Source organism: Dactylosporangium sp. NPDC006015 (assembly GCF_040614215.1).
GTDB lineage: Bacteria > Actinomycetota > Actinomycetes > Mycobacteriales > Micromonosporaceae > Dactylosporangium > Dactylosporangium maewongense.
This window is the reverse complement of the sequence record NZ_JBEXUD010000002.1, coordinates 71757-87205: the sequence shown is the minus strand read 5'-3', so window position 1 is coordinate 87205 and position 15449 is coordinate 71757. Positions and strand designations below refer to the sequence as shown.

10 protein-coding genes and 1 pseudogene are annotated in these 15449 nt (G+C 72.5%); 6 read left to right on the top strand and 5 right to left on the bottom strand.

The features are described from left to right. Window positions 1–188 precede the first annotated feature (188 nt). Window positions 189–2642, bottom strand: a complete 2454-nt coding sequence (locus tag ABZ321_RS03545) for a transglycosylase domain-containing protein (RefSeq protein WP_344515924.1) — start codon at window positions 2640–2642, stop codon at window positions 189–191. 432 nt (window positions 2643–3074) lie between these two features. Between ABZ321_RS03545 and ABZ321_RS03540 the strand changes: the two genes are divergently transcribed. After that, window positions 3075–3383 carry a WhiB family transcriptional regulator gene (locus ABZ321_RS03540; RefSeq protein ID WP_354889094.1) on the top strand — a complete coding sequence of 103 codons (309 nt, stop codon included), beginning with the start codon at window positions 3075–3077 and terminating at the stop codon, window positions 3381–3383. Between the two features lie 8 nt (window positions 3384–3391). Here the strand turns inward: ABZ321_RS03540 and ABZ321_RS03535 are convergent, their stop codons facing one another. The 3 genes from ABZ321_RS03535 to ABZ321_RS03525 all read right to left on the bottom strand — a co-directional run bounded on the left by ABZ321_RS03535 (window position 3392) and on the right by ABZ321_RS03525 (window position 6565). Beyond that, window positions 3392–4510, bottom strand: a complete 1119-nt coding sequence (locus ABZ321_RS03535) for an ArsA-related P-loop ATPase (RefSeq protein ID WP_344515928.1) — start codon at window positions 4508–4510, stop codon at window positions 3392–3394. Between the two features lie 34 nt (window positions 4511–4544). Further along, entirely contained in the window at window positions 4545–5480 is a 936-nt protein-coding gene (locus tag ABZ321_RS03530; protein WP_344515930.1) for an ArsA-related P-loop ATPase, read from the bottom strand. A gap of 77 nt (window positions 5481–5557) precedes the next feature. Next, a complete protein-coding gene (locus ABZ321_RS03525) occupies window positions 5558–6565 on the bottom strand; it encodes a hypothetical protein (protein ID WP_354889091.1) in 1008 nt (335 codons plus the stop codon). 157 nt (window positions 6566–6722) lie between these two features. Here ABZ321_RS03525 and ABZ321_RS03520 point away from each other — a divergent pair, with 157 nt between their 5' ends. The 5 genes and pseudogenes from ABZ321_RS03520 to ABZ321_RS03500 all read left to right on the top strand — a co-directional run bounded on the left by ABZ321_RS03520 (window position 6723) and on the right by ABZ321_RS03500 (window position 14333). Then, on the top strand, window positions 6723–6881 hold the full coding sequence (locus ABZ321_RS03520; protein ID WP_344515934.1) for a hypothetical protein: 159 nt from the start codon (window positions 6723–6725) through the stop codon (window positions 6879–6881). A gap of 1 nt (window position 6882) precedes the next feature. Beyond that, window positions 6883–7344 (top strand): RidA family protein, encoded by a 462-nt coding sequence (locus tag ABZ321_RS03515; RefSeq protein WP_344515935.1) that lies wholly within the window; start codon window positions 6883–6885, stop codon window positions 7342–7344. Window positions 7345–7420: 76 nt separating this feature from the next. Then, on the top strand, window positions 7421–8206 hold the full coding sequence (locus tag ABZ321_RS03510; RefSeq protein ID WP_354889088.1) for an MBL fold metallo-hydrolase: 786 nt from the start codon (window positions 7421–7423) through the stop codon (window positions 8204–8206). Next, window positions 8203–11697: pseudogene (locus ABZ321_RS03505) on the top strand (adenylate/guanylate cyclase domain-containing protein); the annotation flags it as partial. The gene ABZ321_RS03510 and the pseudogene ABZ321_RS03505, both read left to right, overlap by 4 nt. Before the next feature lie 1109 nt (window positions 11698–12806). Beyond that, window positions 12807–14333: a serine/threonine-protein kinase gene (locus ABZ321_RS03500; protein WP_354889086.1), complete on the top strand. Its 1527-nt coding sequence runs from the start codon at window positions 12807–12809 to the stop codon at window positions 14331–14333. On the opposite strand, the gene ABZ321_RS03495 is transcribed toward ABZ321_RS03500, so the two are convergent. Then, a complete protein-coding gene (locus ABZ321_RS03495; RefSeq protein ID WP_354889084.1) occupies window positions 14287–15447 on the bottom strand; it encodes an acyl-CoA dehydrogenase in 1161 nt (386 codons plus the stop codon). The two genes, ABZ321_RS03500 and ABZ321_RS03495, sit on opposite strands and share 47 nt — an antisense overlap. Window positions 15448–15449 lie beyond the last annotated feature (2 nt).

Here is a 15449-nt window from a genome sequence, read left to right as displayed (position 1 = left end):
CCACCTGGCCCGGCCTGCGCCGACTCTGACCCGCCCCGCCCCGGCCTGCTCGTCCGGCGTGCCCTGCGTTGGTCGAGCCCGGGTTGTGCAATCGAGGGCCTCGCGCGCGGGGCGTTGTAGACGGGCGCAGACGGGAGCGGCCGCCCCGGGAGATCCGGGGCGGCCGCGTTGCGTGGTGTGGTGCGGGGTCAGCAGACCCAGGGGAGCGGGCATTCCGTGTCGTCGCGGACGCCGTTGCCGGTGGCGGGGTCGGTGCCCAGGTAGGGCGGGGCGGGGTTGCCAGGGCCCTTGCTGATGATCAGGGCGACCTGGCCCCCCTTGACCGTGGCGCCGCCGGGTTCGGTGCGGGCGACGGTGCCGGCGGGGCAGGGGGAGGGGACCTGGCTCGGGGAGACCGTCACGGTGAAGCCGGCCCGGGTGATCCGGCTGCGCGCCTGGTCGACCGGGGCGCACTTGACCGACGGGATCTCCACCAGCTTGCCCATCGACTTGTCCTTGGTCGGCGCCGTGAACTGCACCACCGGCTTGCCGACGAGGCCGTCCTTGAGCGTGCCCAGGGTCGCGTAGTTGATCTGGGGGTGCTTCATGTCCTTGTTGGTCTCGGGCCAGTCGGGGTCGGTGAGGAAGCCGCCGACCGCGAGCTGCTTGGTCATCGCGACGAACGTGGCGCTCTTCTCCGAGTCGGTGGTGCCGGACTTGCCGGCGACCGGGCGGCCGACGTACTTGCGGGCGTAGCCCGCGGTGGCGCCGCCGCACTTGCCGGTGGCGGACTGGTCGCCGACGGGGCAGCGGGCCATGTCGACGGCCGCGCGCGCGACCTCCTTGTCGACGACCTGCTTGCACTTCGGGTCGAGCCCCTCGACCTTCTTGCCGCTGTTGTCCTTGACCTCGAGGATCGGGGTCGGCTCGCAGTACAGGCCGTCCGCGGCGAGCGTGCCGTAGGCGTTGGCCAGCTGCAGTGGCGTGGTGGCGCTGACGCCGAGGGTGAAGGCGCCCCAGCCCTTCGCGTTCTGGGGCTGGGCCAGGTTGGCGTCCTCGGAGGCGTTGAACTGGATGCCGAGGCGCTTCGCCACGTCGACCACCTTGTCGGCGCCGACCTGCTGCTCCAGTGGCACGAAGTACGTGTTGATCGAGCTGCCGAACGCGGTCCACATGTTGTACGGACCGGACTGGCCGCCGGCGTTCTTCGGGCAGTACCAGGGGCCGTTACACGCGGCCGGGCTGCTCGGGTTGATCTTGAAGGTCGACTGGAACTGCTTCTCGGTGTTGATCGTCGTCGCCAGGGGCAGGCCGGCCTCCAGCGCCGCCACCGCGGTGAACATCTTGAACGTCGAGCCGGCCTGGTAGCCGGGGATGTCCCTGTCACCGGTGATGATCGGCACCGTGGTGTTCGGGTAGTTGCCCTTCTGGCCCTTCTTGTCCGGGTTGGTGTTGGCCCCGTTCTTGCTGTTGTCGTTGCTGAACGTGCGGTTCGTCGCGATCGCCGTGACCCGGCCGGTGCCCGGCTCGACCGCGGCGAGCATGATCGCGTTCTGGTTGCCCAGCCGGATCTTCTCGTTCTTGCCGACGTTCGGCTGGTCGGCGGCGTACTTGAAGGCCGCGGCCTGGGTGTTGACGTCGAGGGAGGAGATCACCGTGTAGCCGCCGGCGCGGAGCCGGTTGGCGCGCTGGTACTGGTCCTCGCCGAAGACCTTCTGCTCCATCCACCAGCGGCGCAGGTAGTCGCAGAAGAAGCCGGCGCCCAGCTCGTTGGGGCGCTGCACCGACTCGCAGCCCTCGGGCGTGCGCTTGCCGACGATGTTCAGCTTGGTCTTGCCGGCCTCGTCGGCCTGCTGCTGGTTGATGTAGCCCATCGCGACCATCTGGTTGAGCACGTACTTCTGCCGGTCCAGCGCGCGGGGCAGGCCCTCGGCGGTCGCCGGGTCGCTCGTGCCGGGCGCCTTGACCAGGCCGGCGATGAGCGCGGCCTCGGGCAGGGTCAGGTCCTTCGGGTCCTTCTCGAAGTACACGTGCGCGGCCGCGAAGATGCCGTAGGCGCCGTGACCGAACGCGGCGATGTTGAGGTACCGGAGCAGGATCTCGTCCTTGTTGAGCTTCTTCTCCAGGTCGATCGCGTACTTCATCTCGCGCAGCTTGCGCGTGGGGGTCTTGTCGGTGGCGTCCACCACGTCCTGCGGCGTCTTGGCCGAGTAGGAGATCGCCTGCCGCACGTACTGCATGGTCAGCGTCGAGGCGCCCTGCTCGGCGGTGCCGCCGGCGTTCTGGTTGGCGACGAACGCGCGCGCCACACCCTTCACGTCGACGCCGCGGTGCTCGTAGAACCGGTTGTCCTCGGCGGCCACGATCGCCTTGCGCATGACGTCGGCGACGTCGGTGAGGTTGGTGACGTCGCGGCGGTTCTCGTCGTACATCATCGCCAGCAGGGTCTTGCCGTCGGATGCGTACACATAACTGATCTGCGGCGACGGCAGCACATCGATGTCGGTCGGCAGATTCTCGAACGTGTCGGCGCCGGCCTTCGCGGCGAGGCCCGACATCGCGACCGCGGGGAATGCGGCCGCTGCAACCACCAAGCCCGCGAGCAGCCCACACAGCAGGAGTGATGCTGCGTTGGGCAGCAGGCCGTGTTCGCGTTTGCGCATCCAGGTCACTTCCTCAGACTACGGGACGGCGTCATGAGGCCGCGTCCTGATGCTGGCGTCCTCGTTGTCCTAGACGCGTGACACCGGTCGTGAGGTTGACCCGTAGCCGAGTCTGATACATGGATCGCGGGGGTGCGGGCTTTTTGGGCAAATCGCACCCGGTCGTGACGCGGCAGTAGCACGCTCCGGCCTTTTGGTGGATCACATAGGGCCGGTTAACCTGGTGCAACAACGTTGCGTAACTGGACGACTACAGAGCATGATGTTCCGGAAAGCTCCTCTCGGGGTTCCCGTGGCCGGGGACCCTCCTGTCGCGCCGGGTAGCCCGGCGAACTGCATCCAAAAGCCATGGGGGGACGTGGTTTGGGTGCTATTCGCTGGGGCAAGCACGGCGGATGGACCCGGGGGGAGTCCAAGGGGGGAAGAGGAAATATGAGCATGGTCGTCGACTGGCCCAGCATCGCCGCGTGTCGCAATGGCGACCCGGACGCTTTGTTCGTCCAGGGTGCCGAGCAGAACGTGGCGAAGCGGATCTGCCGGAGCTGCCCCGTGCGGTATGAGTGCCTGGCAGACGCCCTCGACAACCGGATCGAGTTCGGAGTCTGGGGCGGCATGACCGAGCGCGAGCGCCGTGCGTTGCTGCGCCGTCACCCGCAGGTGCCCAGCTGGCGCAAGATGTTCGAAGCCGCCATGGGTCGTAACGAGAAGGACGCCACCAAGGAGCTCGTTCCGACCGGCTGAGGCACCGGCTAGAACGAGTATCCGATCGCGCGCAGCCCGTCGAGGTCATGGACGTCGGCGGGCTGTGCCGGGATCTTCACGACCGGAACACCCGGGTGGGCCCGCAGGAACCGACCTGACACCGCCGCCTGCCTGTCCCGCTGGTCCGCGAGCTCCGCGTGCACGCGGAGCACCTCCGCCGTCGAGGGATGCTCACCCAGCTCGTCGAGGCGGCCGGCGGCGGCACGGGCGTCGTCGGCGCTCAGCGCGGCGGGCACCGACACCACCCGGTTGAGCACGAGACCCGCCAGCGGCATCCGGTCGGCCGCGAGCCGCCCGGCGAAATACATCGCTTCCCGGACCGCGTCCGGCTCGGGTGCCGCCACCACCAGGAACGCCGTCTCCGGTGCCTGGAGCACCCGGTACGTCTGCTCGGCGCGCTCACGGAAGCCACCGAACATCGAGTCGAGGGCGCCGACGAACCCCGACAGGTCGGTCAGCAGCTGCGCCCCGAGGATCTTGGTGACGGTACGGCTGAACAGCCCGAACGAGGCCGACACGAGGTTGAACACGCTGCGCCCGCCGGCCCGGGCCGGGGCGAGCAGCAGCCGCAGCATCTTGCCGTCCAGGAACCGCGACAGCCGCGCCGGCGCGTCGAGGAAGTCCAGCGCGGAGCGCGACGGCGGCGTGTCGACCACGATCAGGTCCCACTCGTCGCGGGCCCGCAACTGGCCGAGCTTCTCCATCGCCATGTACTCCTGCGTGCCGGAGAACGTGGAGCTCATGGCCTGGTAGAAGGGGTTGGCGAAGATCTCCTCGGCCCGCTTCGGGTCGGTGTGCTCGAGCACGACCTCGTCGAAGGTCCGCTTCATGTCCAGCATCATGGCCTGGAGCTCGGCCGAGTCGGGCTGCAGCCCCTTGACCAGGCGCGGCGTGTTGTCCAGCTCGGTCAGGCCCAGCGCCTGCGCCAGCCGGCGCGCCGGGTCGATGGTGAGCACCACCGTGCGACGGCCGTGCCGCTCGGCGGCACGCACCGCGAGCGCGGCCGCGGTCGTGGTCTTGCCGACTCCGCCGGAGCCGCAGCAGACGACGATGCGGATCGCCGGGTCGGCGAGGATCGCGTCGACGTCGAGCTTGGGGGTCCCCACCTAGCGAGCGTATCCGTTCATCGCTCGGTCAAGCTCAGGTGAGCAAGAGATCACCGAGGGACTCCAGCGCCTGCGGGGTGACACCGCCCGGGAGCACGGGCAGCTCCACCACCGGCCGACCGAGACCCTGCAGGTCGGCCCGCAGTGACGCCTCCGCGGCGACCCGGGTCTGGTACGCCTTGGCCTCGCCCGCCAGCCCCGCGAGGGTCTCCTTGTCGGCCGTGAGCCCCGCCGCGGTCAACCCCCGCCGCAGGTCCGCCTGGGTCACCTTCGCCCCGGCCAGCACGGGCGGGCGGGTCGCGTTGACGATCACCGTGCCGATCGGGATGCCGAGCCGGCTGAGCTCGTCGATCGCGTCGGCGGTCTCCTGGACCGGCATCTCCTCCAGAAGAGTGACCACGTGCACGGCGGTCATCGGCGAACGCAGGATCGCCGCGACGCCCTCACTCTGCGTCTTGATCGGGCCGACCTTCGCCAACCGGGCAGTCTCGGCGGTCACGTTGAGGAAACGGCCGATCCGCCCCGTCGGCGGCGCGTCGAGGATGACCGCGTCGTACACCCGGCGGCCGTCGACGGTGCGCGTCACCGCCTCCTTGACCTTGCCAGTCAGCAGCACGTCGCGGAGCCCCGGCGCGACGGTCGTGGCGAAGTCGACGGCGCCGACCTTGCGCAGCGCCCGGCCGGCCACGCCGAGCCGGTAGAACATCTCCAGGTACTCCAGGAGCGCCTCCTCGGCGTCCACGGCCAGCGCGCGGACCTCGCCGCCGCCGCTCGCCGTGGCGATCCGCAGCTCCTGGTAGGGCAGCGGGTCGCGGTCGAAGACCTGCGCGATGCCCTGCCGGGCCTCGACCTCGATCAGCAGCGTGCGCCGGCCGTCCCTGGCCAGTGCGAGCGCCAGCGCGCCGGCGACCGTGGTCTTGCCCGTGCCGCCCTTGCCGGTGACCACATGCAGACGGGCGGGCCAGCCCATGCTTCCTGCACGGCCGCCCCGCCCGTCCTGAGACTCGCGCGTTGTCACCCCTCGACGCTACAGGGCGCCGTCCGCGACTACGCGGTGGTGATCTCGCACACCCACCAGCCGTTGTCCTTCGTCGCGAGGAACTTGTACTTCGACTCGGCGACCTTCTCGTCACTCGTGGCGACCTTGATCGGCACGACCAGCGTCGCCGAGGAGGCGTCCTGCTTCTCGACCGTCGGGGCGGGCCAGGTGTAGGTCGGGCTGGTCAGGCCGGCGTCGTACTTCTTGATGTCGTCGACCCGGGCGGCCAGCTTGTTCTTGTCACGGGACGACGCGCAGACGTACTTGAGCGCCTCGGTGGTGTTCTTGTCCTTGTAGACGGCCTTGAGGAAGCCGTTGACCGCGTCGACCGCGCTCGGCTGGCCCTTGCCCTGGTTGCCCTTCTGGACGAAGTACGCCGCCGCGCCGCCACCGCCGCACAGGACGAGCACGACCGCCAGGACGATCAGGGTGATCATCAGGCCGCGCTTCCTCGGCGGCGCCGGCTGCTGGTAGCCGGGCTGGTAGCCACCCGCGTAGGGGTCGGCCGGGAAGCCGCTGGTCGGCTGGCCGGGGAAGCCGCTCGTGGGCTGGCCGGGGAAACCGCTCGTGGGCTGGGCCGGGAAACCGCTGGTCGGCTGCTGCTGCAGCGGACCCGTCGGGAACTGCCCGGTCGGCTGCGGACCCGTCGGGAACGCGCCCGTCGGCGGGTACTGCGGCTGCTGCGGGTAACCCTGCTGCGGATACTGCGCCGGATCCGGCTGCCCGAACTGCGGCTGCTGCCCGTACTGCGTCGGGTCGGGCTGCTGCGGATACCCGGCCTGCGGGAACGGCGGCTGGACCGGCACCGCATACGGCTGGCCGGACGTCGGCGGAGCGGAGGTCGGAGGCGCCGAGGTGGGCGGCGCGGCGAACGGGTCCTGCACGCCCGGCGCGGGCGGCCAGCCCTGACCCGGAGCCGGCTGCGGAGGCTGCGGTGCCTGACCCGGCGCGGCGTAAGGGTCGCCCGGCTGGCCCTGGTATTCGGGCTGCCCGGGGTACTGGGGCGGTTGTGTCATGTCTCCACCTCGTGTGCGACGGCCGGTCCGCCGGCGGTCCGGCTCCCGGGACCCGTGCGGCGCGGCCCTTAGGGTAGCCGTCGCGCGCGAGCATTGGGGGACCCCATTTCGGTCGGCGTCCGCTCGTCGCGCCGCAGGCGACCGATAGTCTCCCCTCATGCAGAAATGGGAGTACCTGACCGCACCCCTGCTGGTCCACAACACGAAGCTGATCCTGGACAACTTCGGCGAGGACGGCTGGGAGCTCGTGGCGATCGTGCCGGGCCTCAACCCGGAGAACCTCGTGGCCTACTTCAAGCGCCCCAAGGCGGACTGACGTGGGCAGTGAGGTGTTCACCCGGCTGGAGGACCTGGGCCTGACGATCCCGGCGGTCGTGCCGCCGGTCGCCGCCTACGTGCCGGCCGTACAGACGAACAACCACGTGTATGTCTCGGGGCAGCTGCCGATGGTCGACGGGAAGCTCGCCGCCGCCGGCCTGGTCGGCGCCGACGTGACCCCCGAGCAGGCCAAGGAGCTCGCCCGCCAGGCCGGGCTCAACGCCCTCGCCGCCGTGCACGCCCTGGTCGGCCTGGACAAGGTCGTCCGGGTGGTCAAGATCGTCGGGTTCGTCGCGTCGGCGCCGGGCTTCACCGGCCAGCCGGGCGTCATCAACGGCGCCAGCGAGCTGTTCGCCGAGGTCTTCGGTGAGGCGGGCCGGCACGCCCGCAGCGCCGTCGGCGTCTCCTCCCTGCCGCTCAACACCCCGGTCGAGGTCGAAGCGATCTTCGAGGTCGCCTGAGCGACGGACCCCCGTGCGGGTTCGATGCCCGGTCGGGTGACGTGTCGTGGGAACCGGCCCGCCGTACGATCACTTCGTGGTAAGCCACGTCACCGCCCCGACCGCCGAGGTCCTCACGTCGTTGCCCGACTGGGTGACGCTGGTCCGCGCGCCCAACCCGGGCCCGATGACACTCGACGGCACCAACACCTGGCTCCTGCGGGCGCCCGGCGGCGGCTGCGTCGTCGTCGACCCGGGCCCGCTGGACGAGGGCCACCTGCGGGCAGTCGCCGGCCACGCGCCGATCGCCGCCATCATCCTCACGCACAGCCACGAGGACCACACCGAAGGTGTACCGCGCCTCGCCGAGCTCACCGGCGCGCCGGTCCACCAGCCGCCGGTACACGCGACGCTCGACGTCGACGGCGTCCTCATCGAACCTGTCATCACGCCCGGTCACACCGCCGACTCCGTCTGCTTCGCCGCACGGCACGGCGACCAGCGGCTGATGCTGACCGGCGACACCATCCTCGGCCGAGGGACCACCATCGTCGCCTGGCCCGACGGCGACCTCGGCGACTACCTGAACAGCCTGCGACTGCTGGCCGGCTTCGAGGGCGTGCCCGCGCTGCCCGGACACGGTCCGGCACTCACCGACACCGCCGTCGCCGCCCGCTTCTACCACCAGCACCGCCAGGCCCGCCTCGAGCAGGTCCGGGCGGCGCTCGCCGCGGGCGCCACCGATCCCGCCGAGGTCGTCGCTCTGGTGTACGCCGATGTCGACCGCAGCCTGTGGAAAGCGGCCGAGTGGTCGGTCCGGGCGCAACTTGCCTATCTGAGTCGGGAATCACAACCACCCCAGCCAGGGTTGGACGCAACGTGACGTGTTCGGTGTGTGGAACCGTGGCCGTTCCGGGTGCGCGGTTCTGCCACCATTGCGGCTCGGCGCTGCCGGCCGCGGCCACCCTCCCGGCCGCCGAGCGGCGGATCGTGACCGTGCTCTTCGGCGACCTGTCCGACTTCACCGCCTGGTCGGAGGACCTCGACCCGGAGCGGGTCGGCGCGGTCACCGACCGGGTGCTCGCCGCGCTCGCCGGCGCGGTCAAGACCTTCGGCGGCCACGTCGACAAGCTCACCGGCGACGGCATCATGGCCGTCTTCGGCGCCCCCGTCGCCCACGAGGACGACGCCGAGCGGGCCGTTCGCGCCGCGCTGTCCATGCAGCGGGCGGTGCGCCGGGTCCTCGACGACGAGCGCGGCGGCGGTGCCCCGCTCGGGCTGCGCATCGGACTCAACACGGGCACCGTCGTCGCCGGCGTACAGGCGGGCATCGAATACACGGTCATCGGCGACACCGTCAACACGGCGGCCCGGCTCGCCGACGCCGCCGCGATCGGCGCCGTCTACGCGGGCGACCGCACCTCCGCCACCACCCGGCGGCTCGCCTCCTGGCGCGCACTGCGCCCCCTGCGTCTGAAAGGCAAACGGGAGCCGGTCGAGGCGTACGAACTGCTCGGCCTGCTCGACGCCCCCGGCACCCGCTCCGGCCTCGGCGACGAGGCGCCGTTCGTCGGCCGCGAGGCGGAGCTCGCCCGCGTCTCCGGCCGGCTCGCCGAGATCGCCGACCGGCAGGAGACCCGCGTCCTGGTCTTCACCGGCGAGGCCGGGCTGGGCAAGTCCCGGCTCGCCGGCGAGATCGAGCGCTTCGCCGCCGGCTACCTCGGCAGCGCCGGCTACACGCCGAGCGCCGGGTTCGCGCCCGGCGGCGGCGCCCGCGTGCTGTCCGTGCACTGCGCCGCCTTCGGCGAACGCCGCCGGCTCGCGCCCCTCGCCGACCTCGTCCGCGCCGCGATCGGCCTGCCGCCGGACGCCACCAACCTCACCCGCGAAGCGGTCGAGGAGCGGCTGCGCCGCCTCGCGCAGCGGCTGGCCCGCGCCGCCCGCGGCCGCCCCGAGCCGCCCCGCTTCGCCACCGACCTGCTGCTGAGCCTCATCGGCTACTCCGGCTCGTCGGCGGAGGCGTCCTGGGTCGCGCCCGGCGCCAAACCCGACGAGCTCGACCTGCACGCCGTGCCCAACGCGGTCGCGGAGCTGCTGTCCGGCATGGCCGCCGAGACGCCCCTCGTCGTCATCGTCGACGACCTGCACGACGCGACCGCCGAGACCGTCGACGCGCTCGGCGCCGCCATCGAGCGGATCACCGGCCCGGTCCTCATCGTGCTGCTCGGCCGGCCCGAGCTGGTCCGCTCCGCCGGCGTCCTCACCCGCGTGCCCGACGCCGAGCTGGTGCCGATCCCGCCGCTGCGCGGTGCCGACGCGGCGCGGCTGCTCAGCGCGTACCTCGGCGGCGGGCGGCTCGCGGCACCCGACGAGGACCGGCTCCTCGCGACCGCCCAAGGCAACCCGTTCTACCTCGCCGAGCTGGTCACCCTCCTGCAGGAGCGCGGCGCGCTGAGCACCGTGCCCGGCAGCGACCCCGTCGGCTGGCGGCTCACCCCCGGCTCTCTCGGCGGGCGGCTGCTCTCCCGCGACCTCGCCGCCGTCCTCGCCGCCCGCATCGACGCGCTGCCCCCCGACACCCGCGCCGTGCTGCGCGACGCGGCCGTCATCGGCGACACCGTGCCCAGCCGGGCCCTGGAGGCGCTGCGCTTCAACCCGCCCGGCCAACCGGCCCGGCCCGCCGTCGTCGCCGCCGTCGAGCTGGAGCGCGCCGTCGAGGAGCTGCTCCAGCGGCGCATGCTGCGCCGCGCCCGCGGCGGCTACGCGTTCGCCACGCCGCTGCTGCGCGAGGCCGCGTATGCCGGCATCGGCAAGGCCGACCTCGCCGAGCGGCACGCCGCGCTGTCCCGCTGGGCGGCCGCGGCGATGACCGCCTGGCAGAGCTCCGGCAACACCGGCGGCACCGTCACCGGCCTCAACATGACCGCCGGCGCCGCCGACGCGTTCATCGCCGACCACGCCGAGCGCGCCTCCCGCCTCGCCGACGTCGTCGGGCTGCGCCCCGACTCCCTCGCCCGCTCCGCCGCGCCGCTCGGCGTGCAGGCCCTCGGCCGCGCGGCCCGCGAGGCCCTCGCCACCGGCGAACCCGCCCAGGCCGCCCAGGCCGCCGACCGGGCCGCCGCCCTCGGCACCGTCCCGCTCGGCGACCGGCTCGTGCACGCGCGGGCGCTGCTCCAGCTCGGCCGGGTCTCCGAAGCCCTCGCCGGCGCCGAGAAGGTCACCGCCAACGCACCCGACGACCCCGCGGTCCGGGTCGGCGCCCTGCTCGTCGCCGGCCGCGCCTACCGCGCCACCGGCGACCAGCGCCGCAGCTACCAGACCCTCAACGAAGCCCTCGAAGCGGCGACGGAGGCGCGCCTCACGTACGAGCGGGGCGACGCCATGCGCCGGCTCGGCATGGCCGACTTCCTCGAAGGCCGGCTCGCCGAGGCCGGCGGGCGCTTCGCCGAGTCCTTCCAGATCGCGGTCAGCTCCGGCGACCGGCGGGCGCAGGCCTGGTCGCTGCAGCACCTGGCCTGGGTCACCACCACCCGCGGCGACTTCGCCGGCGCCGACGCGGCCCTCGGCCGGGCCGCCCGCCGCTTCGCCGAGCTGGGCGACCCCGTCGGCCGGGCCTGGCTGCGCGGCACCACCGCCTTCGTCCGGCTGCTCGCCGGCCGGCTCGGCGAGGCCAGGCGCCTGGCGAAGGCGTTCCTGCCCTTCGGTGAGCGGGTCGGCGACGCCTGGGCGGTCGGCACCCTGCGCGCGGTCGAGGCCTTCGCGGCCGCGGAGAGCGGCGACCTGGCCGACGCCGACCAGGAGGCGCGCCGGGCCTACCGCGACTTCGCCGCCGCCGGCGACGACTGGGGCCGCGGCCTCGCGCTCGTGGTCCGCGGCGTGGTCGCCCGCGAGCTGGCCGAGCCCGCGCACGCCTTCGACCTGCTCACCGACGCCACCGAGTACGGCGAGAAGACCGGCCATCCGCTGCTCATCGGCATGTCGCGGACGATGCGCGGCTTCGTCAGCCTGGACCGCGGCGACGCGGCGGCCGCCGAGGACGACGCCAGGGCTGTCCTGCAGGTCGTGGAGACCCACGACGTCCTCGAAGCGGCGAAGGTCGCGCCGCGGGTCCTGTTCGGCCTGGCCCGCCAGGCCCAGGGCGACCTGGCGGCGGCGCTGGAGGTGCTCGGCTGCGTGGCCGCGGACCGCCCCGGTCCGTCAGTGATGTTCTCCCGCCGGCACGCGGTGGCGGCCTACGCCGGCGCCCTGCTCGCCGCGGGCCGGCAGGTCGAGGCCCTCGACTGGGCCCGGCAGGCGCAGACCCTGGCCGGCGAGGACGTGCGCAGCCGGATCTACGCGGCCCGCGTCCTGGCCGACGCCCTCGAGGCCAACGGCCAGTGTGACGAGGCCGCCGTCGTCACCGCAGCCCTCGCCACATGACACGCCGCGTCACGTGATGACATGGCGTGACTGTCTGATAACTCGACTGGAGATCAATTTCCGGTGAGGGTGTAAGGTAGCTTCAAAGCGGCCACGCAGCGCCGACCTCGCCCTGGTGCGTTCCCGGTCGAGCGGCACCCCCGGCGACGACGGCCCCTGACGGCGACGACGACCTGCCCCGACGACGTGCTCGCGCGCCTGCGCGTCAGGCGGACGGCGAGCGGCGGCTCGGCGGCTCGGCGGCTCCTGGGGATGCTCGGCGTCTCGTGTGGAAGGTGCGTTCGGGGTGCCGTTTCGGATGTGTCTGACCGGGGGCACGGTCTCGTTGGCGGGCCCTTGATGCACCTTCGACTGGATGCTGGCCGGTGTGCGGACCGGCGTGGTCGCCGCTGGTGGCATCGACTAGCTCCGGGTGGCATCGACTGGTCGCGTGTCGGTGACTCGAGCGCCGTTGGGTGCATCGGCGTGCTGCCGGTGGCGGCAAGGGGCGGTGGGAACCCGGCGAATCGGGCATCGGGCGGGTCCTTCGGGTCGTCGTCGCAAACCGGCTCACGCCGTCGGGGTCTTGCGGTGGGCTGGCCGCGAAGATCCACGTTGCATGTGACGGCGCGGGCCGGGTTCTGGGTTCGTTCTAGTGCGTTCTTCCCCGGCCCCGGTGGGCGGCGACCCTAGCGGCGACGGCTCCGGTCCCGACGAAGACCCACCCCTGGCGGCGGCCCCGGCCTCTGGCGGCGGCCTCGGCCTCTGGCGGCGGCCCCGGCCTCTGGCGGCGGCCCCCATGCCCCCGACCCTGGCGGCGGCCCCGGCCCCGGCGGTGATCCCGGCGCCGTCGGACTGGCGGACTCGGCGGCGGCGACAACGAGGACGTGGACGTGGACGACGAGTTCGTGCCTGCGTGGCGGGGCGGCAGGTGGGGCGACGACTCTTGTGGATGAGTGGGTGGCGTGTTTGTGGGGTGATCAAGGGGCGGGTGGGCGGTGTGGGGGAAGGGTATCGATGGCTGGCGGGGTGTTGTGGCCGATGCGTGACGGCGAATGTCGGGTGGCTGTCGTACCGTTCTAGCCGTGGCCGATGCCGTACCCCTGCCGACGGTGCCCGGGATGACCGGGTTGACCGTGTTTGCGCGTGGCGGGTATGCGACCGTCTACCGGGCGACGCAGGAGTCGGTCGGGCGGGAGGTGGCGGTCAAGGTCGAGCATCGCACGCTGGAGTCCGAGCGGGACCGGCGGCGGTTCATGCGGGAGGCGCGGGCCGCCGGGCGGATGTCGAGCCACCCGCACGTGGTCGACCTGTTCGACGCGGGGGTCACCGACCTCGGGCACCCGTACCTGATCATGGAGCTGTGCGACGGGTCGTACGCCGAGCGGATGCGGGACTCGCCGCTCAGTGCGGCCGAGGCGCGGGACGTCGGGTTCAAGATCGCTGATGCGCTGGCCGACGCGCACGCGCTGGGGGTGCTGCACCGGGACGTGAAGCCGGCGAACATCCTGTTCAGCCGGTTCGGGGAGCCGGCGCTCGCGGACTTCGGGCTGGCGATCCTGGCCGAGTGGCGCGACGAGTCCATGACGCTCGACACGCTGACGCCGGCCTACGCGCCGCCGGAGACGTTCCGGCAGTCGCCGCCGGCCGGGTCCGCGGACGTGTACTCACTGTGTGCCACGCTGTACGCGCTCATGCGTGGGCGCCCGCCGCGGTGGCGGGAGGACCAGGCGCCGAGCCTGCTGTCGCTGGTCGACATGTTCAACGAGCAGATCCCCGACCTGCCCGGCTGCCCCGAGAACCTGATGGCGGTGCTGCGGGCCGGCATGGCCAACGACGAGACCGCCCGGCCGTCCGCGATCGAGCTCCGCGACCAGCTGATCAACCTGCGCCTGGAAGCGCCGCCGCAGGTGGTCGTCCCGCCGCTCGGATCGCCGCCGGTGGAGCCGGTGTACACGTCGAAGCCGCCGGCCGAGATGAGGGAGGATCCCGACAAAACGGTCCAGCATGGCATCGAAGAGCGGCCGGAGATCGTGCTCGACACGCCGACCCCGCCGCCGGGCGCCAAGCGGTTCATCCTGGTCGCCGCGGCCGTCCTGCTGCTCGTGGCGGCCCTCGCCGGCGCCGGTATCGCGTACAACCTGAAGGCCGGCAAGAAGGAAGGCCCGGACCCGGCGAAGAGCCCGACCGCGAGCGCGGCCCCCGAGAAGGGCGTCCCGGCGACGATCGCCTGCCCGCCGACCGCGCCGAGGGCCGCCCGCTGCTCGCAGACCGTGGAGTGCTTCGACGCGGCCAAGAAGCCGGTCGGCTGTGAGACGCCGCACACCTGGGAGGTGTTCGCCTACGGCGACCTTCCCAAGGGCAGCCAGGTGCGGTCGCCCCAGGACAGCCAGACGGTCCGCGAGGTGTGCAGCGTGAAGACGTTGCTGCTGGTGTACCTGCCGGCGGTGGGATGGGACGTGGACGTGCTGCTGCCCGACGTGGCGCAGCAGCAGGCGGGACCGACCACGTTCCGCTGCCTGGCCGGCGAGCCGCCGGGCACGTTCACCGGCCAGCAGCTGCGCGTCAGTAAGACTTCTCCTGCCCCATCAGGTGCTGGGCGACGAAGTTGAGGATCATCTCCCGCGAGACCGGCGCGATGCGGCCGGCGCGGGTGGCGCCGAGCAGGGTCGCGACGCCGTACTCGGTGGTCATGCCGTTGCCGCCGTGCGCCTGGATCGCGGTGTCCACGGCCAGCGCCGACGCCTCCGCCGACGCGTACTTCGCCATGTTGGCGTTGACGCCCGCCTCCAGGTCGCGGCCCGCGTCGTAGAGGGCCGCCGCCTTCGCGACCATGAGCCGGGCCAGCTCGACCTGGATGTGCGCGTGCGCCATGGGGTGCGCGACGCCCTGGTGGCTGCCGATGGGGCGGCCCCAGACGGAGCGGGAGGCGGTGTAGGTGGAGGCCCGTTCCAGCGCGTACCGCGCGGTGCCGCAGGCCATCGCCGCGACCGTGATCCGCTCCGGGTTGAGGCCGGAGAACAGCGCCGGCAGGCCCGCGTCGGGGTCCTCGCCGATCAGGCAGGAGGCCGGGACCCGGACCTCGTCGAAGAACAGCAGGAACTGGTTCTCCGGCGACACGATCTCCATGTCCAGTTTGGACATGGTGAGCCCGGGGGCGTCCGTGGGGACCATGAACAGCGCCGGCTTGAGCTTGCCGGTGCGGTCGTCGGCCATCCGGGCGACGACCACGACCTGCGAGCATTCGTCGACGCCGGAGATGTACACCTTGCGGCCGGTGATCACGTAGTCGTCGCCGTCGCGGCGGGCCACGGTGGACAGTTTGTGGAAGTTGGAGCCGGCGTCGGGCTCGGTGATGGCGAAGCAGACCTTCCGCGTGCCGTCGGCGAAGCCCGGCAGCCAGCGGGACCGCTGCGCCTGCGTGCCGTGCCGGTCGACGATCGTCGCGGCGATCGCGGGCGACACCACGAGCAGCAGCAGCGGCGCGCCGGCCGCGGCCAGCTCCTCGCAGACGATCGCCAGCTCGGTGATGCCGCCACCGCCGCCGCCGAACTCCTCGGGGACGCTGACGCCGAGGTAGCCGAGCTTGGCCGCCTCGTCCCACAGCTCGTCGGAGTGCTCGCCGGCCTTCGCCTTGCGCACGAAGTACTCGTGCCCGTAGCGCTTGCCGAGTTTCGCCACCGCGTCGCGGAGGTCCTGCTGTTCCTGGGTGTAGTCGAAGTCCATGA